Source organism: Duganella sp. OV510, assembly GCF_900100205.1.
In the GTDB taxonomy this organism is placed as follows: Bacteria; Pseudomonadota; Gammaproteobacteria; order Burkholderiales; family Burkholderiaceae_D; genus Rugamonas.
Genome location: NZ_FNEQ01000018.1, coordinates 1 through 22,480, shown reverse-complemented (window position 1 = coordinate 22,480; position 22,480 = coordinate 1). Strand labels below are relative to the sequence as shown.

The following is a 22,480-nucleotide window of genomic DNA, read 5'->3' as shown; positions in this document are numbered from 1 at the left end:
CCACTGCTGGTCACTGGTTCGCTCTTCTCAAAAATACTGACAGTATTTCTACTGAATATTTCTTTGTTGAGCATTTAATGCTTTTTGTTGCAGCACCAAATGCCCACACTTATCGACTGTTAATTTTTAAAGATCATTCTGTATTGCTAGCTGAAGAAGCGTTTTGTTCATCAGCGAAGAAGGAAGAGTATGAAGCGTTTGCAGCATTTCGTCAACCATCTTTTTCTCTCGCTTCACTTAACATTTGCATGTGTTGCGTTGCGAGGGACAGAACTATAGCAAGGCCCGTGCAGTCTGGCAAGGGTAGAATATTAAATTCTTCGATACACCACACAGCCTCATGTCCATCACGCCTATCCATCACGACGCGCTCGCCACCCGGCTCAATGACGCTATTAATAACAAGACCAAGCCGCTGGGCAGCCTGGGCGTACTGGAGCGGCTGGCCAAACAGATCGGCCTGATACAGGGCACACGCGACATCACCATCACCAAGCCTGCCATCTTAGTGTTTGCCGCCGACCATGGCGTGGTGGCCGAAGGTATCTCGGCCTATCCGCAGGACGTCACCTGGCAAATGGTCGAGAACTTCCTCGCTGGCGGCGCCGCCATCAACGTCTTTGCCGCACAGACCGGTTGCGCACTGCGCGTGGTCGATGCCGGCGTCAACCACGACTTTGGCGCACGCGATGGCCTGACCGACCGCAAACTGGCGCACGGCACCCGCAACTTCGCCCACGAACCTGCCATGAGCCACGACCTGTGCCAGACCGCACTGGCTGTCGGCGCCGCGCTGGCCGCCGAACTGGAAGGCAATGTGGTCGGCTTCGGCGAAATGGGCATAGGCAATACCACCGCCGCCGCCGCGCTGATGCACAAGCTGACCGCCATTCCGGTCGCGCAATGCGTAGGCGCCGGCACCGGCCTGTCGCCGGAAGGCATCCTGCACAAGCAGCGCGTTATCGAAGCCGCTGTCGCCAAACACGCCCACGCCACCGGACCGCTGGAGGTGCTGGCCACCTTCGGCGGTCTGGAAATCGCCATGATGGCGGGTGCCATGCTGGAGGCAGCCGAGCTGCGCAAGGTGCTCCTGATCGATGGCTTCATCGTCACCAGCGCGCTGCTGGTCGCCGCCCGCATGCAGCCTGCCATCCTCGATTACTGCGTGTTCGCCCACTGCTCCGATGAGAACGGCCACCAGCAGATGCTGACGGCACTGGACGCCCAGCCGCTGCTGAACCTCGGCCTGCGCCTGGGCGAAGGCACCGGCTGCGCGCTGGCAATGCCGCTGCTGCACGCCGCCGCCAATTTCCTCAAGCAGATGGCCACCTTCGAATCGGCCCAGGTCAGCGAGAAGTCCGAATAATATGCACCAGCTCCGCCTGTTCTTCACCGCGCTGCAATTCTTCACCCGCCTGCCGATTCCCGGCTGGGTGGGCTTTGATCCGGCGTGGCTGAACCAGGCGTCACGCTACTTCCCGCTGGTGGGCGTGGTGGTTGCGGCGATCGCCTGCGCCGTCTACGCCATCGCCAGCTGGTTTCTGCCGGCGCCGGTGGCGGCAGTGCTGTCCACTGCCGCTGGCATCTACGTTACCGGCGCCTTCCATGAAGACGGCTTTGCCGATATGTGCGACGGCTTCGGTGGCGGCATGTCGGCGGAACGTGTGCTGGAGATCATGAAGGACTCGCGCATCGGTGCTTATGGCGCCATCGGCACCATCTGCATGCTGGCACTCAAGCTGGTGACGCTGTCCATGCTGCCACCACTGGCCGCCATCGGCGCGCTGCTGATTGCGCATCCGTTTTCGCGCCTGATGGCCACCTCGCTGATCTGGCGCCTCGACTATGCGCGCGCCGAAGGGAAAGCCAAGCCGCTGGCGCAAAAAATGCGCAATGGCGAATTCCTGATCGCCGCCGTTACCGCCACCCTGCCCGCACTGGTGATACTGGAGCTGCGCTGGCTGCCGGTCAATGCGCTGCTGTACGGCGTGCCCATCGCCGCCATCACCACCATCTGGCTGGCGCGCAAATGCGTGCGCCGCATCGGCGGCTACACCGGCGATTGCCTGGGCGCCGTGCAGCAGGTGACGGAAGTGAGCTTCTATATGTGCGCGCTGGCCAGCCTGCATCCATGAAGCTGATCCTGGTACGCCATCCGCAACCACTGGTCGCGCCGGGCGTCTGCTATGGCAGCACCGACCTGGCCATCGCGCCCGGCCAACTGGAACAAGCGCTGACCGCATTACAGCTGCCAAGAGGCCTGCCGGTCTATTCCAGTCCATTGCGCCGCTGCGCCGAACTGGCCGAGCGCCTGTCGCCGGCGCCGCGCCACGACGCCCGCCTGGCCGAGATGCACTTCGGCGCGTGGGAGATGCAACCATGGGACGCCATCCCGCGCGCCGACATCGACGCATGGGCCGCCGACATGGTCCACTATCGTCCCGGCGGCGGCGAAAGCGTGCTGCAAATGGCCACGCGCATCACTGACTTTTACAATGCGCTGGATGGCGACGCCGTCATCATCTGCCACGCCGGCAGCATGCGTTTGCTGGCCGCACGCCACGCAGGACTTGCCCCTGAGGAGATGGCCCTGCAAGCCGCAAAAACCGCCCATCAAATCCCCTACGGCGCCACTTTGCACCTTTAAACCCGTATAATGTGCGGGTTTTGGTGCCCGCGCGTCTGTCCAGATGCGCAGTTAAACGGGAAACACGGAGCCGATAGAAAAGGCCTACGTGTGCTGCCCCCGCAACGGTAAACAAGCGTCGCTCACTCTGCGACAAACCGCCTCTGACAACCACTGTGCCACGGCATGGGAAGGTAAGGCGGTGCCACTTGTCAGCCCGGATACCGGCCAAATCAGGTGGAAGCGGGCGCGCCCCGCTTCTGTTCACAATTGGCCTACGGGGACGTCGGCCGGTTGCCAAGCTGCTATTAACAGAACGTTTATCATGACTCTCCGTATTTCCCGTCCTGCGGCCCTGACGTCGCTGGCGCTGGCCATGGCTGCCTGCCATGCGCACGCCGAATCCACCGACACCGTCGTCGTTACCGCCACCCGCACCGCCCAGCCGCTGGCCAACGTCATCAGCGACACCATCACCATCAACGCCGAGCAGATCGCCGAATCCGGCGCCGGTTCAATTGTCGACCTGCTGCAGCGCCAGCGCGGCATCGAGATCGCCCGTAACGGCGGCGCCGGCACTTCGTCCAGCGTCTACATCCGTGGCGCCAACAGCAACCAGAACATCGTGCTGGTCGACGGCGTGCGCATCGGTTCCTCGACCACCGGCGCCGCCAACTGGAGCGCTATTCCGCTGACCGCCATCGATCACATCGAAATCGTCTACGGCCCACTGAGCTCCCTGTATGGCGCCGACGCCATCGGCGGCGTGATCCAGATCTTCACCAGGAAGGGCCAGGGCGCGCCTGCGGTAACGGCCTTCGCCGGCTACGGCAGCGACAAGACGCGCGAAGTGGACGCCACGCTGTCCGGCGCCACCGGCGGTGAGCACAGCTTCAGCTACGCCATCAGCGCCGGCAAGGAAAAATCGGATGGCTACTCGGCCACCCGTCCAGGCCTGTCCAGCTACAACAAGGACGACGACGGCTACGACCGCGAAAATGTCTCCGGCCAGTTCGGCCTGCAGATCGCACCCGGCTATGAAGCCGGCGCGCTGTTCTTGCACAGCAAACTGGATTCGCAATACGACAACGGCGCCTCAGCCTACGACGTGCGCAGCAAAGCGGAACTGCAAACCGCCGCCATCTACGGCAAGGCCAAATTCGTCTCCAACGTCGACACCCTGCTGCAGTATTCGCAAAGCGAAGACAAGGGCCAGAACTGGGGCAGCGCCGCCGCTTCCGGCTACTCGCGCATCGATACCAGGCAGACCACCATCACGCTGCAAAACGACATCCGCATCGGCGAAGACATCGTGCAGGTGCTGTACGATCACCGCAAGGAAGAAGTGTCGACCAACGGTGCCGACGCAATGAACCGCGACCGCACCACCAATTCGTGGGCGGCTTCGTACAATGCGCGCCGTGGCGCCAGCCTGCTGAACGCGTCGGTCCGCCGCGACAACGCCGTTTATGGCTCGAAGAACACCGGCTCGATCGGCTACGGCTACGACATCACGCCACAGCTGCGCGCCACCGCCAGCTACGGCACCAGCTTCCGCGCGCCGACCTACAACGAGTTGTACTACCCAGGCTACGGCAATCCGGCCAACAAGCCGGAAGAAGGCAAGAACGCCGAGATCGGCCTGCGCTGGGATGATGGCGTAAACGCGCTGAGCGCCAACTACTATCACAACAAGCTGACCGACATGCTGGTCAACACCACGCCATGCCCTTACGCTGGCTATACCTTCGGCTGCGCTTACAACGTCAACAAGGCAATGCTGGAAGGCGTGACCATTGCCGGCACGACCAAGCTGGCCGGCATCAACCTGGCCGCCAGCATCGACCTGCAGGATCCGAAGGACGAGACCACCGACAAGCGCCTGGCGCGCCGCGCCAAAAAGCACGGCAATGTGACCGCCGACTATCGTATTGGCGCGCTGAAAGCCGGCGTCGAGCTGGAGTTCTCGGGTGACCGTTTTGATGACGCGGCCAACAAGAACCGCCTGGGCGGCTATGGCCTGGTAAACCTGTACGCGACCTACGCCGTCAACAAGGACTGGTCGGCGCTGGTCCGCTGGAACAACGTCGGCGACAAGCAGTATGACCTGGCGCGCTACTACGTCACGCCTGGTTCGAAAGTGTTTGCCGGCATCCGCTACGGCTACAAATAATGGTGTACCCTGCCGGGGATGACTCCCCGGCAGTTTTATTTTGAAAGCAGTGCATGCATTCTTTCTCCCGCAATCTGCGACAGCGCGCCGCCATCACCCTGATCGGGTTGCTGCTGTTCGCGGTTGCCTGCCTGATTTTCTCGGGCATGACCGGTTCGGTCTCGATTCCCCTCGCCGATATTCCCGCAGCGCTGAATGAGCTGCTGCATGGCCAGCAATCGACGCTGGCAGCCACCCTGCTCGACCTGCGCGCCAGCCGCGCGGTCTCCGCTTTCGTCACCGGCGCCGCGCTGTCGCTGGCGGGCGTGATGATGCAGGCGCTGCTGCGCAACCCGCTGGCCGACCCTTATGTCCTCGGCCTGTCCGCCGGCGCCTCCGTCGGCGCGCTGGCCGCGCTGATGTTCATGTACGCCGCCTGGGTGGTGGACGCCGCAGCATTCGGCGGTGCCGTCGCCGTCTCGATGATGCTGTATGTGCTGGCCCGGCGCGACCTGCGCGGCGGCACGGCGGCGGAAGCCGGCACCTCCCAGTTGCTGTTGACCGGCGCCATCCTCTCCTCCGGCTGCATGGCACTGGTCACGCTGATGCTGTCCATCGCTCCGGAAAGCCGCCTGCGCAGCATGGTGTTCTGGATGATCGGCGACCTGTCCGGCGCGCAGATGCGCTGGATGCCATGGCTGGTGCTGATCGGCGCGCTGGCGTTCGCGCTGCGCAACGCGCGCGCCATGAACGTGATGGCGCTGCACGCCGAAGCCGCCGCCACGCTGGGCATCCGCGTCGGCGTGCTGCGCAAAGGCTTGTTCTTCGTCTCCGGCCTGCTGACCGCGAGCGCGGTCACCAGCGCCGGCTCGATCGGCTTCGTCGGCCTGATCGTGCCGCATGCCTGCCGCTTTGCTGTCGGCCCGGATCACCGCCTGCTGATTCCGGCCGCCACGCTGGCCGGCGGCAGCTTTCTGATGCTGGCCGATACGCTGGCCCGCACCGCCATCGCGCCGCAGCAACTGCCGGTGGGCGTAGTGACGGCGCTGATCGGCGCGCCGGTCTTCCTGTACCAACTGCACCGGCTGCGCAAATGATGATCGCCACCTGCAAACTCTCACTGAAAGCCGGCCAGCGCCAGCTGATCCAGGATCTCGACTGGCTGGTGCAAGAAGGCGAATGCTGGAGCATCATCGGCCGCAATGGCGCCGGCAAAAGCACCCTGATGCGTGCGTTGGCGGGACTGCGCGCCCCGGATGGCGGCCATGTGTCGCTGGGGGGGCGCGAACTGGCCGACTGGCCGCTGGACGAACTGGCGCGCCAGCGCGCCTTCCTCGCGCAAAGCCGCAGCGACGCCTTCTCCTACAGCGTGATCGAAACCGTGCTGTCGGCGCGCCACCCTTATCACGACAACCGCTATTGGGAAAACAGCGACGACCACGCCATCGCCATCAAATCGCTGGAAGCGATGGAAGTGGCCGACCTGGCGGCGCGCGACGTGCGCACGCTATCCGGTGGTGAACGCCAGCGCGTGGCGATTGCCGCCATGCTGGCGCAGGACACGCCGCTGCTGCTGCTGGATGAACCGGCAAACGCGCTGGATCTGGCGCACCAGGTGAGCGTGATGAACATCCTGGCGCGCCTGTGCCGCGAACAGGGCAAAACCGCAGTCATGATCGGCCACGACCTGACGCTGGCGCACAGCGTCTCCACCCACGCGCTGCTGCTGAAAGGCGATGGCCGCTGGCTGGCTGGCGCCAAGGCTGAAGTGATGCAAGCCGATATCCTCAGCGATTACCTCGGCCATCCGATCGACGTGATCCAGCACGGCACACGCAGCATCTTTATTCCGAACGAGGAGACAGCATGAGCGACGACATCAACGAACGTCACCGCCTGCGCATGGAGCGCAAGAAGGCCATCATCGACGCTAAGATCGCCTCCGCCGACAAACAGATCGGCATCATCATCGTCAACACCGGCAACGGCAAGGGCAAAAGCTCCAGCGGCTTTGGCATGGCAATCCGCGCCATGGGCCATGGCATGAAGGTGGGCGTGGTGCAGTTCATCAAAGGCGCGATGCAGACCGGCGAAGAGAAATTCCTGCGCCGTTTTCCCGAAGAGATCAGCTTCCACGCCATGGGCGAGGGCTACACCTGGAAGACACAGAACCGCGAACGTGATATCGCCAAGGCGCAGCAGGCGTGGGAGCAGGCCAGGCTATTCCTGGCCGATCCGGAAATCGGCCTGGTGGTGTTCGATGAACTGAACATCGCGTTGAAGTACAAATACCTGGATGTGGAAGCCGTCATCAACGACCTGCTGGCGCGCCCGCCGATGCAGCACGTGGTGATTACCGGCCGCGGCGCACCGCCTGAACTGATCGAAATCGCCGACACCGTCACCGAAATGGAAGTGGTGAAGCACGCCTTCAAGGCCGGCATCGGCGCGCAAGCGGGGACCGAATGGTAAAGGCATTGCTGGTCGCCGCCGTCGCTTCGGGCCAAGGCAAGACCACCATCACCGCCGCGCTGGCGCGCAAGCTGGTCCGCATGGGCAAGCGCGTGCGCGTGTTCAAGTGCGGCCCGGATTTCATCGACCCGATGGTGCTGGAACGCGCCAGTGGTGCGCCCGTGCGGTCGCTGGACTTGTGGATGGTCGGCCAGGACCTGTGCAGCCAGCAGCTGTCGCAAGCAGCCGCCGAGGCGGACGTGATCCTGATCGAAGGCGTCATGGGACTGTACGACGGCACGCCCTCTTCCGCCGACCTTGCGCGCGCCTTTGGCGTGCCGGTGATGGCGGTAATCGATGCCGGCGCCATGGCGCAAACCGCTGGCGCGCTGGTGCACGGTCTGCGCGACTATGGCCCGGCGGAGATGGCCGGCGTCATCGCCAACCGCATCGCCAGCGAAGGCCACGCGAAGATGGTGGCCGCATCGCTGCGCGAGATTCCCCTGTTCGCCACACTGCCGAAACAAGGCAAGTCGCTGCCTGAGCGCCACCTTGGCCTGGTGCTGCCGGGAGAAGTGGATGGTATCGACCAGTTGCTCGACGATCTCGCACAGCAGCTGACATTCGACGAGGCGGCGTGGGACAAGCTGCGCGACATCGATATCGCCCCGGCCCCGGTGGCCGTCACGCCGCGCGCACTGGCAGGAAAAACCATCGCCATCGCACGCGATGCCGCTTTCATGTTCCTCTATCCGGCCAACCTCGACCTGCTACGCGACATGGGCGCTACGCTGACCTTCTTCTCGCCACTGGCGAACGACGCCGTGCCAGCGGAGGCGGACGCCATTTATCTCCCTGGCGGCTATCCCGAGCTACATGCCGAACAGCTGGCGCAAGCCACGACATGGCAGGCCTCGATCCGCAGCGCCCATGCCGCCGGCATACCCATCGTCGCCGAATGCGGCGGCATGATGGCGCTGGCCGATACGCTGGCCGACAAGAGCGGCGCGGTATGGGATATGGCAGGGCTGCTGCCAGGCGCTGTGGCAATGCAGCCACGTCTGGCAGGTCTTGGCCCACAGGGACTGCCCACGCCACACGGTGTATTGCGCGGCCATACGTTCCACTATTCAAAACTGGACACCAGGGTGGAACCGGCGGCGTACACTGTCAAGCATCCCTCCGCTATACAGGGAGAAGCCTGGTATCGCGTCGGTTCGCTGACAGCTTCGTATTTTCACGCCTATTTCCCATCCAATCCGGCGGCAACGGCCGCTTTGTTCCTCAGGAGTGAGACATGACACGTACACTGGTTCTGGGCGGCGCACGCTCCGGCAAGAGCGCCTACGCTGAGCGCCTGGCCGCCGAATCGGGCAAGGAAGTCGTCTACATCGCCACCGCCACCGCCGGCGATAGCGAAATGACCGCGCGCATCGCGCATCACCGCGCTGGCCGCCCGGCCGAATGGATCACGGTGGAAGAACCGCTGGCACTGGGCAACCAGCTGCTGCGCTGGTCCTCACCGGAGCGCTTCATCATGGTCGACTGCCTGACGCTCTGGCTCAGCAACCTGCTGTTCAGCGGCGGCCACGAATATCCGGACGTCGGCGAGATTACACTGCCGGCGCTGTTCCACGAACAGCAGGACATGCTGGCCAGTGCGCTGACCAAATGCAGCAGCGACGTGGTGCTGGTGTCGAACGAGGTTGGACTGGGCATCATGCCGATGGGCGCCGTGTCGCGCTGCTTCATGGATGAGCAAGGGCGCCTGAACCAGTCGGTCGCAGCCATCTGCGACCGCGCGGTGTTCGTCGCCGCCGGCCTGCCGCTGGTCCTCAAAGGATAAACGTGCTGACTGGCTTGAATTTTTCCACCATCGCGCTGTTGATGGTGGTGGCTGTGCTGCTGGACTTATGGTGGGGCGAAGTGCGCCGCTGGCATCCGCTGGTTGGCTTCGGCAATTGGGCGATCGCACTGGAACGCCGCCTGAACCTGAGCGGCATGCGCTACGCGCGTGGCGTGCTGGCATGGATGCTGGCCGTGCTGCCGCTGACCGCGCTGCCGGCGCTGCTGATATGGGCGTTGGCCGCGCCACCCGCACAAGCTGCGGCACATGCCATGATGCTGTACTTCTGCCTCGGCATGCGCAGCCTGCGCGATCACAACCTGCCAATTGCCGACGCGCTGGCACACCAGGACCTGCCAAATGCACGCCGCCTTACTTCCTACATCGTCAGCCGCGATACCACCAGCGCCAGCGAAGTGGAACTGACCAGGGCCAGCGCCGAGTCGTTGCTGGAAAACGGTAATGACGCGGTATTCAGCACACTGTTCTGGTTCATCATCGCCGGCGGCCCCGGTGCGGTATTGTTCCGCATGGCGAACACGCTGGATGCGATGTGGGGCTACCGCACGCCACGCTTCCTGCAATTCGGCTGGGCCGCTGCCCGCATTGACGATGTGCTCAACTACATTCCGGCGCGACTGACGGCGCTGTCCTATGTATTGCTAGCGCCCGGCCTGCAGGGCAAGCGCCGCGCATGGCGATGCTGGCGCGCACAAGCGCCAGCCTGGGACAGCCCGAATGCCGGGCCGGTGATGTCCAGCGGCGCCGGTGCGCTCGGCGTGCAGCTGGGCGGTGCGGCGATCTATCACGGCGAAATCGAACACCGTCCCACGCTGGGCGACGGTCCACCCGCTGTCGGCGCCGACATCAGCCGCGCATGGCAACTGGTCGCGCGCACTACCGCGCTGTGGCTGGCGGTGGCCTGCGCCATTGCGGCACTGATGGAGTTATCTCATGCTTGAACACGGCGGCAATCTGCGCGACGCCGCGAAACGCTTTGGCCGCGACGACTGGATCGACCTGTCGACCGGCATCAACCCACGCTGGTATCCGGCGCCTGAAGTGGCAGGCAGTGCGTGGCATCGCCTGCCGGAGCCCGATCCGGCGCTGACCGCTGCGGCGCAAGCATTCTACGGCGCGCCGCAGATGCTGCCGGTGGCCGGCACGCAGGCGGCGATCCAGGCGCTTCCCCGTCTGCGCGCACCATCACGCGTGGCGGTCAGCGCGCCATCCTATGCGGAACACGCGCACCACTGGGCCGGCCACGGTCACGCGATGACGCTGACGCCATACGCGGAGCTGCCCGACGCTGTCGCGCAGCACGATGTCGTGGTGGTGGTCAATCCAAACAATCCCACGGGAGCAGTGGTGCCAGCGGTGCAACTGCTGCAATGGGCCGACCAGCTGGCTGCACGCGGCGGCTGGCTGGTAGTGGACGAAGCATTTGGCGACACGGCGCAGGAAAACAGCGTCGCCGCACACACAGATCGCGCCGGCCTGATCGTACTGCGTTCAGTCGGCAAGTTTTTCGGCCTGGCCGGCATCCGCCTCGGTTTTGTCGCCGCCCATGCAGATCTGCTGCGCGAGCTGGCAAACCTGCTGGGCCCGTGGACCATCAGCGGCCCGGCGCAGCAGATCGCGATGGCCGCCTTGAGCGATCATGCCTGGCAAGCGGAGACGCGCACCCAACTGGCAGCGTCCGGCGAACGCCTGCGCGCGCTACTGGCCGCACATGGCATTCAATCCCACGGCACGCCGCTGTTCCAATGGTGGGCCGAGCCCCGCCCAGAGGCATTCTGGCAACACATGGCGGAACGCGGTATCTGGGTACGCCTGTTCACGCAGGCGGCACGCGGCATCCGCCTTGGCCTTCCGCCCGACGAAGCAAGCTGGCAGCGCCTGCACACAGCACTCAAAGAATGGACACAACAATGAAAAAACTGATCTTTGCCGCAGCCCTGCTTGCTGCGGCCACTGCCACTGCAGCCCCGATCACCGTGCGTGACGACGATGGCAAAACCATCACGCTGCAAAAGCCGGCGCAGCGCATCATCTCCATGTCGCCGCACGTGACGGAGCTGCTGTTTGCCGCAGGTGCGGGCGACAAGATCGTCGGCACCGTCACCTATAGCGACTACCCGGAGGCCGCAAAGAGCATTCCGCGCGTTGGCGACAATCGACTGATCGACATGGAACGCGTGGCGGCCATGAAGCCGGACCTGATCGTCATCTGGATGCACGGCGGCTTCGAACGCCAGATCGAGAACCTGCGCCAGTTGGGCGTGCCGCTGTTCCACAGCGAGCCGACCAAGCTGGAAGGCATCTCCGACAACGTCATCCGCCTTGGCCAGCTGGCTGGCACGGAAGCCGTCGCCAATCCCGCTGCCGCCGAGATTCGCAACCAGTTTGCCGCGCTGACCAAAGAGTACGCCAACCGTCCACCGGTGCGCCTGTTCTACCAGGTGTGGGACAAGCCACTCTACACGCTGAGCGGCAGCGCGATCGTCAGCGACGCGATTCGCCTGTGCGGCGGCGTCAACATCTTCGCCGACCTGAAGGTGACCGCGCCAGTGGTCAGCGTGGAGGCCGTGCTGCAAGCGAATCCGGAAGCCGTCTTCGGCACCATCGAAAAGAACTACGCCAGCGTCGATCTGTGGAAACCGTACGCCAATATGCTGGCGGTGAAAAACAATAACCTGTTCCGCCTGCAGCGTGACCTGCTGTACCGCGCCGGTCCGCGCATGGTGGCCGGCACGCGCGAGCTGTGCGAAAAAATCGAAGAAGCCCGCCAGCACCGCAAGAATTGATATGTCCTTCCCCTACTCCACCCTGATGGTTCAGGGCACCACCTCGGACGCCGGCAAAAGCACGGTGGTTGCGGCCCTGTGCCGCCTGCTGAAACGGCGCGGCGTGCGCGTCGTTCCATTCAAGCCGCAGAACATGGCGCTCAACAGCGCTGTCACCGCAGATGGCGGAGAGATCGGTCGCGCACAGGCGCTGCAAGCCATCGCCGCCGGCGTCGCGCCGCATACCGACATGAACCCGATCCTGCTCAAGCCATCGAGCGATATCGGTGCGCAGGTGATCATCCACGGCCAGGTGCAAGCGGAGATGAACGCCCGCGACTACCACCAGTACAAAACCGTCGCCATGCAAGCGGTGCTCGAATCACACGAGCGCCTGTTGCAACAATACGATTGCGTGATGGTGGAAGGCGCCGGCAGCCCTGCGGAAATCAACCTGCGCGACCGCGACATCGCCAACATGGGCTTCGCTGAAAAAGTTGACTGCCCGGTGGTGCTGGTGGCGGACATCGACCGTGGCGGCGTGTTCGCCCATATCATCGGCACGCTGGCCTGCTTGTCGGAGAGCGAGCGCCGCCGCACCATCGGCTTCGTCATCAACCGCTTCCGTGGCGATATCAAGCTGCTGGAACCGGGCATCGACTGGCTGGAACAAAAAACCGGCAAACCAGTGCTGGCGGTGCTGCCCTACCTGCATGGACTGTTTCTCGACGCCGAAGACGCCGTGCAGCCGGTGCAGGCCGCACGCGGCGCCTTCCGCGTGGTGGTCCCCAGCCTGCCGCGCATGAGCAACCATACCGACTTCGACGCGCTACGCGCCCACCCGGACGTCGACCTGCACTTCGTCCGCCAGGGCGAACCGATACCGCAGGCCGATCTGATCATCCTCCCCGGCAGCAAGAACACACGCGGCGATCTGGAATGGCTGCGCGCACAAGGCTGGCCAGAGCGCATCCAGCGCCACCTGCGCTACGGCGGCAAGGTCATCGGCGTTTGCGGCGGCTTCCAGATGCTGGGCCAGGAAGTCACCGATCCGCTGGGCATGGAAGGACGCGCCGGTGCTTCGCCAGCCCTCGGCCTGCTCGATATGCGCACCGAAATGAGCCCGGAGAAGCGCCTCAAGCAAGTGCAGGGCGTATGCGCTTTCGACCGCGAACAGGCGCCGGTCAACGGCTACGAGATCCACATGGGCGTATCCAGCGGCAGCGCGCTGGCGACGCCCGCCTTCACCATCGACGGCCGCCCGGAAGGCGCACTGTCTGCCGATGGCCAGATCCTCGGCACCTACCTGCATGGCCTGTTCGATACACCGCAAGCGATCAGCGCCCTGCTGCGCTGGGCCGGCCTCGACTCGCAACACACCGTGGACACCTCCGCCCTGCGCGAAGCCAGCCTGGATCGCATCGCTGACGCCACCCAGCCGCTGCTGGACGCACTGATCGCACTGAAATGAATCCACACGCCTACTCCGACGCCGAAATCGCCGGCGTCTACCGCGCCATCCGCGAACGCCGCGACGTGCGCCACTTCAAGCCTGGCCCGCTGGCGCAAGGCCAGCTGCAACGCTTCCTCGAAGCCGCGCACAATGGCCCCAGTGTCGGCTACATGCAGCCGTGGCGCTTCGTCCGCATCACCGACGCAGCGCTGCGCGCCGCCATCCATCAGCACGTGAACGAGGAACGCATCAAGACCGCCGAAGCGCTGGGCAAGCGCGCCGACGATTTCATGAAGCTGAAGGTGGAAGGCATACTGGAATGCGCGGAAGTGCTGGTGGTCGGCCTGATCGACAAGCGCGATCAATATGTTTTCGGCCGCCGCACCATGCCGGAAATGGACCTGGCGTCCGCCGCCTGCGCGCTGCAAAACTTCTGGCTGGCCGCACGCGCGGAAGGCATCGGCGCCGGCTGGGTGTCGATGTTCGATCCGCAGCGCTTGCGCGACATCGCCGGCATGCCGGAAGGTAGCCAGCCGATCGCCGTGCTATGCGTCGGCCATGTGCACGAGTTCTACACCGCGCCGATGCTGGAACTGGAAAAGTGGGACCAACGCCGCCCGCTCAACGACATCCTGTTCGAGAACCGCTGGGACCAGCCGGCTTAAACTTCGTAGCATTCCTCGATGCGGCGGTTGCCCGGTCCCGGCAGCACACGCAGGCTGCGCTCCGTCGCCGCCGTGAATTCGTGCTTGAACACCGTATCGACAAAGCGCCAGTCGCAGCGCACCTGCTCGTGGCTGGCGGTGACGATCATGTAGCCACGCTTGCTGGTTTGCGCGTAGTACAGCGGCTCGATCAGGTCCACCATCATCGCCGCCACGTCATCCGGATCGCGGTCTGGATAGCCGCCTTCCATGCCGGGCGATGACACCGAAGCCGTCGCAAACTCCACGCCCACCTGCCGTCCCCGCACGTCGCGCAAATCGCTGGCCCACGCATTGTGCGTGTCACCGGCCAGCACCACCAGGTTCTTGCGATGCTTGTTCATCATCTCGAACACCTGCTCGCGGTCAGCCTGATAGCCATCCCAGGAATCCAGATAACACGGCAAGGTCGGCCCCGACAGCCAGCGCTGCTCCTTTTCGTTGACGCAGGCCGGATCGGCCTTGGCGCGCTGCTTCAAGGCGCAATAGTCGGTGGTATTACATTCGCCCATCACCACCGCTGTCGGATACTCCATGCGCGCCATCAGCACCTGCTGCCCCAGTATCTGCCAGCGCGCAGCCGAGCGGCTGACCTGCGCTTCCAGCCACGCCATCTGCTCATGGCCTATCATCTGGCGGCGCGGCGAACAAACGTCCTGCCTGTACTTCTCCACGTCGAAGCATTTGTGCGCATCGTAGTACGAAGACATCATCAATTGCTGATCGCGGCCGATCAGGCGTGTATCCAGCATGTGCAGTGAAACGATGCCGCCGAAGTCGAATGAGCGGTAGATCTTGTCCGGCGCCGCCATGTCCGGCACGCGGATCGGCATCCATTCGTGATACGCGGTCAGCGCCGCCTGCTTGCGCAGTTCAAACGGTCCGTACTTGCTGGCCTTGTGATCAACCGAGCCATCGCGCCAGGTATCATCGGCGATCTCGTGATCGTCCCATACTGTGATGAAGGGCATGGCAGCGTGCACCGCCTGCAGGTCGGGATCGGAGCGGTATTGCGCATAGCGGCGGCGATACTCATCAAGGCGCAACAGCACGTCGCGCGGCTCGGACACGCGGCCCAGCGCCTCTGCATTGCCGCAAGCGTAGCCGGTGCTTTCGTATTCGTAGATGTAGTCGCCGATGTGTAGTGCGGCGTCGATATTGTCCTGCCGCGCGGCGTCGGCGTAGACGTTGAAATAGCCGGCCGGGTAATTCGAGCAGGAGAACACCGCCAGCCGCACCTGCTTCGCGCCATTGCGCGCCAGCGTTTTGGTGCGGCCGACTACAGACTTGTCACCGCCCTCCACAGCAAACTGATAATAGTAGACGTGCCCCGGCAACAGGCCTCCCGCGTCCACCTTGACCGTATAGTCGCGTTGCGCCGACGTCGTCACGCTGCCATGCGCGATGACTTGCCGCATGGCGGCGTCGGTCGCCACCTGCCAGCGCACGGCGACTTCGCCGTCGCGCGCCGACGTCACGCGGGTCCACAGGATCACGCGGTCGCTGAGCGGATCGCCGCTTGCCACGCCGTGGCGGAAGCCTGGCGCCGCATCCTCGGCCACGCCGCTGGCGGTACAGCCGCTGAAGCCGGCCACGCCCAGCAACGCACCCGATGCAGCCATCTGACGAATAAAGGTCCGGCGCGGCGGCTTGATGTCCATGTCCCTCTCCCATAGGCACTAGCGATGAGCGCAACTTACGCCCCATACGTGACGTGCTTATGACCGCTGCGTTTATTTTGTGTGACAATCACACCTATGAATGCCGATGCCGCCAAGCGCTACCTGCCCTGGGTAGTTGCCACCACCCTCTTCATGGAGCAGCTGGACTCCACCGTTGTCAACACTGCCATCCCGTCGATGGCGGCCAGCTTGCAAGTCACGCCACTGAGCCTGAAAGCAGTTGTCACCAGCTACATCCTCAGCCTGGCGGTGTCGATTCCCATTAGTGGCTGGATGGCCGACCGCTTCGGCTCGCGCCGCGTGTTCATGACCGCGATTGCGATTTTCACCATTGCGTCGGTGCTGTGCGGCCTGGCCGTGAATTCGCCGATGCTGGTGGCGGCGCGGCTGCTACAGGGCTTCGGCGCGGCGATGATGATGCCGGTCGGGCGCCTGACCATCGTGCGCACCTTCCCGAAGAGCGAACTGCTGGCGGCAATGAACTTCGTCATTATCCCGGCGCTGATCGGTCCCCTGCTCGGCCCCACCATCGGCGGCCTGGTGGTGCACTGGCTGACCTGGCGCGACATCTTCTTTATCAATGTGCCGGTCGGGCTGGTGGCGATCTGCCTGGCCCACCGCTACATGCCGGACTACCGCGAAGAACATACCCGGCCCTTGGACTTCATCGGCTTTGTGTTGTTCGGCACCGGCGTGGCGCTGCTGTCATGGCTGCTGGAGGTGTTTGGCGAACATAAGCTGGACGTGACCTCGGCCTCGGTGCTGTTCTTTATCTCGATCGCGCTGCTGGCCGCCTACGTGTGGCATGCCAAGGATGCGCCGTTTCCGCTGCTGCGGCTGGCGTTGTTCAAGATCCGCACCTTCCGCGTGTCGGTGCTGGGCGGCTTCGTCACGCGCATCGGCGTCGGCGGCCTGCCCTTCCTGCTGCCGCTGCTGTACCAGCTGGGCCTGGGGCTGCCGGCCTGGCAATCCGGCCTGCTGATGATGCCGTCCGCTGCAGCGGCCATGGGCATGAAAGTGATTTCAGCGCGCGTGCTGGGACGCTTCGGCTATCGCCAGGTGCTGACCGTGAACACGCTGCTGATCGGCGTCACCATCAGCATGTTCGCCTTTGTCAAAGCAGGCACGCCGCTGTACGTGATCGTGGCGATCAGCCTGTGCCTGGGCTTCTTCAATTCGCTGCAATTCTCCAGCATGAACACCATCGCCTACGCCGATGTTGAAGGGCCGGATTCCAGCATGGCCAGCACCATGGCCAGCTCGATGCAGCAGTTGTCGATGAGTTTCGGGCTGGCGGCAGGCTCGCTGGTCACTGGCTGGTATCTCGGCGACATGCCGCAATCAAACCGCGTGGCGCTCACCTCGGCGCTGCATCACGCCTTCATCACGCTGGCGGTGCTGACCGTGCTGTCGTCCTTCACCTTCTGGACGCTGCGCAAGACTGACGGCGAATCTATCAGTCACGCCAAGCGTCAGGACGGACAATCAGGCGATTGACATAAGGGTCGAGCAGCAGAGCCCCCTGGTAGTGTTCCGGCGCGTAGCGGTAGGCGTAGCTGGGCAGCAGTGAATACTGAATCTGCAGCATCAGGCGCGGTTGCAACGCTGGCGCCGTGCCCTTGTGTATACCGGCCGTGTCCACCGCGAAGCAGAAACCACGCGTGCCGATGGCGGTCAGCAGCATGTCGGCACTGTGGGCCCTGGAGATTTCGCTATCGCTGTAGAAGCGCAAGCGCACCGGCGCCTGCGTCAAATGGCTGCCGTGCAGGTAGACATGCGGGCCGGCGCCATCGTCCACATCAGTCAGGTAGACCAGCACTTTCAGGTAGCGCCAGTCCTCGGAATCGCGGTGGAAAGCTTGCAGCGCACTGTCGCTGCCCGGCACCGGGAACGACCAGCGCAGGCCCAGCGCGGAAATGGTTGGCTTGCACGCCATATAGCGCGCAGCCAGCCCAAGCAGCGGCGGACTGTTGGCCAGCGCCAGGATGTGCGGACAGGCGATCACATCGCGCAACTGATAATCGGCTACGCGTACCGCTTCCGTCCGCTGCGCCAGTGTAAAGCCGGGGCGAACGCGGTCGCGGTCGATCAGCAGCTTGTCGGCCAGCCAGGCGTGGATCTCATCGCACTGCTGGTCATCCAGCAGATTGCCGAGCGGCGCGTAACCGCTGCGGTACAGATCGTCCAGCGCCGCCTCTTCAGCATCCGTGGACGCATACAACTCACTGCCTGCACCCTGGCGCAACCGCACCGCGCCGCTCAGCGCGCGCACCACCAGCCGCCGCAAGGACGGATAAGTCACCATGCGCTGGCTGTAGTACAGCAGGCTGTGGAGCGGGGCAAACCGGCGGCCGGGTTTCAGCTGCGCATATTCCATCGGGCATTCCTCCGAGTGTCACCTCTGAGAAGGTAACAACCCGAAAGCATGCCCGCCTTGATGTGGGCTAAACCTTGTTGCGACGGCGGCGTGCCACCACACCCATCAGGCCGAGGCCAGCAAACAGCATGGCATAGGTCGATGGCTCCGGTACGGCAGCCAGCACCGTGGTGTAGGTGCCGTCGAAGGCGTAGGTGGCGCCCTGGCCATTGATGTGGGTAGCGCTCAGCAGCGTCAGGAAGCTGCTGTTGGTCGAATAGTCGCCCAGCAGGCGGAAGGCGTAGACGCCGGAAGCCGCCTCGGTGAAGGTCAGCGTCTTGCCATCGACCACTGTGCCCAGCGCGCCGAAGGTCAGCGACGAGCCGCCCAGCAGCACCGACGAGTCGCCGCTCAGCGACAGGCGGGCAAAGCGCTGGCCTTCGGCGCCAGCATTGCTCAGGCGCAGCGTACCGCCATTAAGGATCAGCGCGCTGTCAGCAGACAAGCGCTGCGCGCCCACCAGCGTCAGCGTACCGCCGCTCAGCTCGGTGGCGCCGCTGTAGCTGCTGATGCCGGAGAAAGTCACGTCGCCGCTGCGTACTTCCACCTTGCTGAAGTTGGAAATGGCGCCGCTGTAGGTAAAGCTGTTGCCCGCGCCAGCAACGACGATCAGCGTGTTCTGGTTGCCGCTGCCGCCGTTGATGCTGCCGCTAATCTCGCCACCGGTAATGGTCAGGCTGTTCTTGCCGCTACCCATTTCGATTGCCTTGCCGCTGCTGGCGCCATTGATGATGCCGCCGGTAGTGATCGTGGTATTGTCCGGGCCGGTCTTGATGGCGGCATTGGTCAAACCACCGCCAACGATGGCAGCACCGCTGTTATTGACGATGGTAACGGTATAGCCGCTAGCCGCGCCGACGGTGACAATCGCCGAATCGCTCTGGCCACGGATCAGGCCGCCACGCTGGTTGGTGATGGTGACGTTGGCGTACAAGCCTTCGCGCGTGCCGTTGTCCAGGTCGTTACCGGCCAGCGTGATGCCGCGTCCGACCGCGTTGTTGTTACCGGCACTCACCAGGCCTTCGATGGTACCGGAGTTGGTGACGCTGCCACCGCCCATGCTGATGCCTTCGCTATAGGCCAGGCCGGCGCCCGCCGCGCTGAACGCATTGATCGAGCGGATGGTGCCGGTATTGGTAATCTGCACCACGCCATCGGCATCGATGCCATCACCGTCGCCAGTGACGCCGTGGCCGGTAATCAGTCCGGCATTCATGATGATGGCCGCCTGGCTGGCATTGAAGCCATCCAGATTGATGCCGGAACCGTTCATGCCACGAATGATGCCGCCTTCCGCATTGCTGATATCAATCGTGAATACCGAGCTCGCTGTCTTCTGGCCGCCAGTAATGCCGTGACGGCCGCCTTCGATGACGCCGCCCTGATAGTTGGCAATTTTCGCGCCGCTGGCGTTTTGTGCATCAATGCCGTCGCTGCTGCCACCGGCGGTAGTCACCGACTGGATCAGGCCATAGTTGTTGACCTGGCCGTTCGCGCCGGTACGCACCGCATCGGCCTCATAGGCAATGATTTGTGCACCGGCAAAGTTGTTGGCCACATTGCTGCCAGTGGTGATGGCGTTGAAATCCACCACCTGCGCGCCGCTGGCACTCTTGTTGGTCGAAATCATTGCCCCATAATTATTCAAGGTGACGCTGGCATTCTTGGCGTTCATCTGGATAACGTCGTTATCATAAGACTGCATCAGCGCCGTGCTATTGGTCAGGCTGCCGTTGGTCACCACCAGCGTCTTCACGCCGCTGGTATCGCGGATGACGCGGGCCAGGCCGGTAGCGTTGATCTGACCCAGGTTGGTCAGCGTAGCGTTGTTGCCGGTAATGGTGACAACATTTTCCTTGTCGTTGGTGGTGTAGAACTCCAGCTTGCCGCTGCTCCCAATGAAGCCGCTCTCTCCAGTGCTCAAGGTCTGCGCGCCGACCAGCGTCCCGGTCACGGGACCGAAGCTGGCGGCGGACGCCGCCCCCACCGGCAATGCGGCAACCAGCAGGAATTGAATGGCAGAAGCAGCGTTAGGCAGTGCGCGTGGCATGGTGTCGTCCCCTTGTGTTGATGAGCAAACAAGCAATATCCCATAAACTTATTACAAGCTTGTGACACCATGTCACCCAAATTGCCCTAGAACGCGATCAGCGCCTTGCCGAACTTGACCAGCCACAGGCGGCTTGGACGCTCAGCGTCCGTACCACGCGCCACGCGGATGCTGTTGGCGGCATTGCAGCCGGCCGAACTGCTGGTGATGATGGCGCCGCTGGCGTCGATATTGCACTTGGTGAGGTCAGCATCGTCGATTGCCTTGCCGCTGGCGTCGAACATCTTGGTCTTCATGCCGAAGTCATTGTCGTTGGCCAGCGCGATGGTGTTGGCGTCAACAATGGTCAGACCTTCCGCTTTCTCCGCTTGCCAGCCGATGGCGTTCAGGTCCAGCAACAACGTCTTCTTCAGCGTGGTGACGGCTTTCCAGTCGGCGCCGTTGACGGCTGCGCCGGCCATGCTGCTCTTCTCCAGGTCCGACGTGGTGACGTTGAAGGCGGCGACGGAAATGTCGGTGGCCGTGCCGATTTCAATCAGCATCAGCTTGTTGAACACCTTGCCGCTCGGCGCCGCGCCCTGTTCGATGACGATGAACTTGCCATTGCCGAGTGCGACCACGTCACCCAGCTTGGCGTTGCCGGTGCGGCCATCCTGGTAGTCCGCCGCGTCCAGTGGATAGGCGTACATCTTGCCAGCCTTGCCGGTGGTCGGATCGAACTCGGTCCAGCGGGTGAAGCGGGCGAAGCGTTCGATCTGCTCGCTCTTGCCGGTCACCGCATACATGGCGCTGCCGTCGGTGAGCGGGCTTTGCAGGAAGCCATGCAGCTTGTCCGTGGAGGTGTCCAGCGCCATGCCTTCCATGCCACGGTTGGCGCGGCGCTTCAGGAAGATCTCCGGCAGGCCGCTGCCTGGCGCGTACTTGTTCAGGATGATGCCGGTGGCCGGATCGATCTTGACGATAAACGGACCGTATTCATCCGACACCCACAGCACATTGCGCTTCTTGTCGACCACGATGGCTTCGGTATCCAGGCCATTGGCGTCAAAAGTCGCCTTGCTGTTGGCGTCATACTTCATCACGTCGCTCACTGGCAGCTCCGCCGAGTTGCCTACTGCGCCAGGCGGCACCGGCAAGCCGGTGGCTTTTACCGAGGCCGAAGCCTTGATCGGCGTCGACGCGGTCAGCACGGCGCCGGACTTGCCGACAGTGATGACGCCAAACGCCGGTGCAAAGCTCGGCGAAGGGAATATCTTGGCGCCGGTGGTGCCGCTGCCGTTCAGGGCTGGCAGGTTCGGGCCGTCGCCATTCGGGCCGCGGTCGGTCAGGCCGTAGAACTCCAGGTCGCCATTGGCGTTGGTGCCCTTGAAGGCGATCGACGAGCCGTAGGATGGCAGGAAGCCTAGCGGGAATTCTTCCTTCACCTTGGCGTTGCTGCCTTCGTAGGGAATGTAATAGCTGCTGGCGGCCTGGATCTGATAACGCGTCACGGTCACCGACACCGTACCCAGCGGCGTGGTCTGGCTGAAGGTTTCGTTGAACGGCGTGCCAACCCTGGAGGCTAGCGTGTCTTCAAAGTGCTCGCGCACCAGTGCGCGGCGGCTGTCGTCAATGGTGCGGGCGGCGTACTTGGCGCCAGCGGCGCTCAGGTTGGCGCTCATCGCGGTATTGAAGGCTGCGGCCGTTGTGTTGAAGTCGGCGCTCTTCGCGGCCAATGCGGTTTTGACGTCAGCATTCAGCTTGATGCCGTTGGAAGGATCGCTGTCGTCATCGAGCAATTGCAGGGCCAGCAGGCGATTGACCACCCTGGCGTCCTTGATATCGCTGACGCCGGCCAGCTGCAACGGTGTGATGGTGGCGGCACAGGCCGCGCTGCCCAGCGCGATACCGCCGATGCTGAAGTTGACCGTGTCGCCAGCGTAGCAGGTGAATTCACCCTTGGCGCTGGTGCTGGCCTTGGCAGCGGTGCCTGCCACATAGTCCAGATTCTCGACGGCGCCGTCCAGGAACACGCCGGTCACCGGCGTTTTGGCGGCCTCATGATCGCCGCCGCAGCCTGCCAGAACAGAAAATACTGCCAGCGACATCACGGAAAATTTCTTCATGCTGATCCCCTACCTGTGTAGTTATAAGACCAGCAAGCTTAAATACCTTACATGACGTACTCGTGACAGACGCAAAAAAGCCCGCCCGGATTGCATCCGGACGGGCTTTTTTTAAATAACTAGCTTGACGATAACCTACTTTCACACTGGTTGCAGCACTATCATCGGCGTAGAGTCGTTTCACGGTCCTGTTCGGGATGGGAAGGGGT

The 22,480-nt window shown here is 63.4% G+C and carries 19 protein-coding genes and 1 riboswitch; of the genes, 15 read left to right on the top strand and 4 right to left on the bottom strand.

What is annotated here, in order from left to right:
* The first annotated feature begins 340 nt into the window (after positions 1-340).
* From cobT to bluB, 14 genes are all read left to right on the top strand, one after another.
* Complete coding sequence (gene cobT, locus BLS51_RS28980) at positions 341-1,366, top strand: nicotinate-nucleotide--dimethylbenzimidazole phosphoribosyltransferase (RefSeq protein WP_090192461.1); 1,026 nt, start codon at positions 341-343, stop codon at positions 1,364-1,366.
* Between the two features lies 1 nt (position 1,367).
* Positions 1,368-2,135, top strand: coding sequence for an adenosylcobinamide-GDP ribazoletransferase (locus BLS51_RS28975; RefSeq protein WP_090192462.1), 768 nt, complete (start codon positions 1,368-1,370; stop codon positions 2,133-2,135).
* Positions 2,132-2,647, top strand: coding sequence for a histidine phosphatase family protein (locus tag BLS51_RS28970; protein ID WP_090192463.1), 516 nt, complete (start codon positions 2,132-2,134; stop codon positions 2,645-2,647). Before BLS51_RS28975 ends, BLS51_RS28970 begins: the two co-directional genes overlap by 4 nt.
* Positions 2,648-2,651: 4 nt before the next feature.
* A riboswitch (cobalamin riboswitch) is annotated at positions 2,652-2,874 on the top strand.
* 77 nt (positions 2,875-2,951) lie between these two features.
* On the top strand, positions 2,952-4,799 hold the full coding sequence (locus BLS51_RS28965; RefSeq protein WP_090192464.1) for a TonB-dependent receptor domain-containing protein: 1,848 nt from the start codon (positions 2,952-2,954) through the stop codon (positions 4,797-4,799).
* Between the two features lie 53 nt (positions 4,800-4,852).
* A complete protein-coding gene (locus BLS51_RS28960) occupies positions 4,853-5,875 on the top strand; it encodes a FecCD family ABC transporter permease (protein WP_090192465.1) in 1,023 nt (340 codons plus the stop codon).
* Positions 5,875-6,648, top strand: a complete 774-nt coding sequence (locus BLS51_RS28955; protein ID WP_090192466.1) for an ABC transporter ATP-binding protein — start codon at positions 5,875-5,877, stop codon at positions 6,646-6,648. Before BLS51_RS28960 ends, BLS51_RS28955 begins: the two co-directional genes overlap by 1 nt.
* The gene (gene cobO / locus BLS51_RS28950) at positions 6,645-7,250 is read left to right on the top strand and encodes a cob(I)yrinic acid a,c-diamide adenosyltransferase (protein ID WP_090192467.1); all 606 of its coding nucleotides are present in this window, start codon (positions 6,645-6,647) and stop codon (positions 7,248-7,250) included. Before BLS51_RS28955 ends, cobO begins: the two co-directional genes overlap by 4 nt.
* Entirely contained in the window at positions 7,244-8,530 is a 1,287-nt protein-coding gene (locus tag BLS51_RS28945) for a cobyrinic acid a,c-diamide synthase CobB (RefSeq protein ID WP_090192468.1), read from the top strand. Before cobO ends, BLS51_RS28945 begins: the two co-directional genes overlap by 7 nt.
* Complete coding sequence (gene cobU / locus BLS51_RS28940) at positions 8,527-9,075, top strand: bifunctional adenosylcobinamide kinase/adenosylcobinamide-phosphate guanylyltransferase (RefSeq protein WP_090192469.1); 549 nt, start codon at positions 8,527-8,529, stop codon at positions 9,073-9,075. The genes BLS51_RS28945 and cobU overlap by 4 nt, the downstream gene beginning before the upstream one ends.
* 2 nt (positions 9,076-9,077) lie before the next feature.
* The gene (cbiB, locus tag BLS51_RS28935; protein WP_090192470.1) at positions 9,078-10,037 is read left to right on the top strand and encodes an adenosylcobinamide-phosphate synthase CbiB; all 960 of its coding nucleotides are present in this window, start codon (positions 9,078-9,080) and stop codon (positions 10,035-10,037) included.
* Entirely contained in the window at positions 10,030-11,010 is a 981-nt protein-coding gene (cobD, locus tag BLS51_RS28930) for a threonine-phosphate decarboxylase CobD (protein WP_090192471.1), read from the top strand. The genes cbiB and cobD overlap by 8 nt, the downstream gene beginning before the upstream one ends.
* Positions 11,007-11,882: a cobalamin-binding protein gene (locus BLS51_RS28925; RefSeq protein ID WP_090192472.1), complete on the top strand. Its 876-nt coding sequence runs from the start codon at positions 11,007-11,009 to the stop codon at positions 11,880-11,882. Before cobD ends, BLS51_RS28925 begins: the two co-directional genes overlap by 4 nt.
* Before the next feature lies 1 nt (position 11,883).
* Positions 11,884-13,332 (top strand): cobyric acid synthase, encoded by a 1,449-nt coding sequence (locus BLS51_RS28920; RefSeq protein WP_090192473.1) that lies wholly within the window; start codon positions 11,884-11,886, stop codon positions 13,330-13,332.
* Positions 13,329-13,979 carry a 5,6-dimethylbenzimidazole synthase gene (gene bluB, locus BLS51_RS28915; RefSeq protein ID WP_090192474.1) on the top strand — a complete coding sequence of 217 codons (651 nt, stop codon included), beginning with the start codon at positions 13,329-13,331 and terminating at the stop codon, positions 13,977-13,979. The genes BLS51_RS28920 and bluB overlap by 4 nt, the downstream gene beginning before the upstream one ends.
* Here bluB and BLS51_RS28910 read toward each other — a convergent pair.
* Positions 13,976-15,679 carry an alkaline phosphatase D family protein gene (locus tag BLS51_RS28910; RefSeq protein ID WP_090192475.1) on the bottom strand — a complete coding sequence of 568 codons (1,704 nt, stop codon included), beginning with the start codon at positions 15,677-15,679 and terminating at the stop codon, positions 13,976-13,978. The genes bluB and BLS51_RS28910 overlap by 4 nt on opposite strands.
* 96 nt (positions 15,680-15,775) lie before the next feature.
* Between BLS51_RS28910 and BLS51_RS28905 the strand changes: the two genes are divergently transcribed.
* Entirely contained in the window at positions 15,776-17,197 is a 1,422-nt protein-coding gene (locus BLS51_RS28905; RefSeq protein WP_090192476.1) for a DHA2 family efflux MFS transporter permease subunit, read from the top strand.
* On the opposite strand, the gene BLS51_RS28900 is transcribed toward BLS51_RS28905, so the two are convergent.
* The 3 genes from BLS51_RS28900 to BLS51_RS28890 form a co-directional block, all read right to left on the bottom strand.
* Complete coding sequence (locus BLS51_RS28900; protein WP_090192477.1) at positions 17,157-18,077, bottom strand: phytanoyl-CoA dioxygenase family protein; 921 nt, start codon at positions 18,075-18,077, stop codon at positions 17,157-17,159. The genes BLS51_RS28905 and BLS51_RS28900 overlap by 41 nt on opposite strands.
* A 67-nt stretch (positions 18,078-18,144) precedes the next feature.
* Positions 18,145-20,166: a beta strand repeat-containing protein gene (locus BLS51_RS28895; protein ID WP_090192478.1), complete on the bottom strand. Its 2,022-nt coding sequence runs from the start codon at positions 20,164-20,166 to the stop codon at positions 18,145-18,147.
* Between the two features lie 86 nt (positions 20,167-20,252).
* Entirely contained in the window at positions 20,253-22,271 is a 2,019-nt protein-coding gene (locus BLS51_RS28890; protein WP_090192479.1) for an esterase-like activity of phytase family protein, read from the bottom strand.
* Between the last annotated feature and the right edge of the window lie 209 nt (positions 22,272-22,480).

Coding starts and splice junctions, on each gene's coding strand:
- cobO (WP_090192467.1), top strand. CDS start 6,645: ATGAGCGACGACATCAACGAACGTCACCGCCTGCGCATGGAGCGCAAG.
- BLS51_RS28925 (WP_090192472.1), top strand. CDS start 11,007: ATGAAAAAACTGATCTTTGCCGCAGCCCTGCTTGCTGCGGCCACTGCC.
- cobU (WP_090192469.1), top strand. CDS start 8,527: ATGACACGTACACTGGTTCTGGGCGGCGCACGCTCCGGCAAGAGCGCC.
- BLS51_RS28905 (WP_090192476.1), top strand. CDS start 15,776: ATGAATGCCGATGCCGCCAAGCGCTACCTGCCCTGGGTAGTTGCCACC.
- BLS51_RS28960 (WP_090192465.1), top strand. CDS start 4,853: ATGCATTCTTTCTCCCGCAATCTGCGACAGCGCGCCGCCATCACCCTG.
- BLS51_RS28900 (WP_090192477.1), bottom strand. CDS start 18,077: ATGGAATATGCGCAGCTGAAACCCGGCCGCCGGTTTGCCCCGCTCCAC.
- BLS51_RS28895 (WP_090192478.1), bottom strand. CDS start 20,166: ATGCCACGCGCACTGCCTAACGCTGCTTCTGCCATTCAATTCCTGCTG.
- bluB (WP_090192474.1), top strand. CDS start 13,329: ATGAATCCACACGCCTACTCCGACGCCGAAATCGCCGGCGTCTACCGC.
- BLS51_RS28955 (WP_090192466.1), top strand. CDS start 5,875: ATGATCGCCACCTGCAAACTCTCACTGAAAGCCGGCCAGCGCCAGCTG.
- BLS51_RS28910 (WP_090192475.1), bottom strand. CDS start 15,679: ATGGACATCAAGCCGCCGCGCCGGACCTTTATTCGTCAGATGGCTGCA.
- BLS51_RS28965 (WP_090192464.1), top strand. CDS start 2,952: ATGACTCTCCGTATTTCCCGTCCTGCGGCCCTGACGTCGCTGGCGCTG.
- cobD (WP_090192471.1), top strand. CDS start 10,030: ATGCTTGAACACGGCGGCAATCTGCGCGACGCCGCGAAACGCTTTGGC.
- BLS51_RS28890 (WP_090192479.1), bottom strand. CDS start 22,271: ATGAAGAAATTTTCCGTGATGTCGCTGGCAGTATTTTCTGTTCTGGCA.
- BLS51_RS28945 (WP_090192468.1), top strand. CDS start 7,244: ATGGTAAAGGCATTGCTGGTCGCCGCCGTCGCTTCGGGCCAAGGCAAG.
- BLS51_RS28970 (WP_090192463.1), top strand. CDS start 2,132: ATGAAGCTGATCCTGGTACGCCATCCGCAACCACTGGTCGCGCCGGGC.
- cobT (WP_090192461.1), top strand. CDS start 341: ATGTCCATCACGCCTATCCATCACGACGCGCTCGCCACCCGGCTCAAT.
- BLS51_RS28975 (WP_090192462.1), top strand. CDS start 1,368: ATGCACCAGCTCCGCCTGTTCTTCACCGCGCTGCAATTCTTCACCCGC.
- BLS51_RS28920 (WP_090192473.1), top strand. CDS start 11,884: ATGTCCTTCCCCTACTCCACCCTGATGGTTCAGGGCACCACCTCGGAC.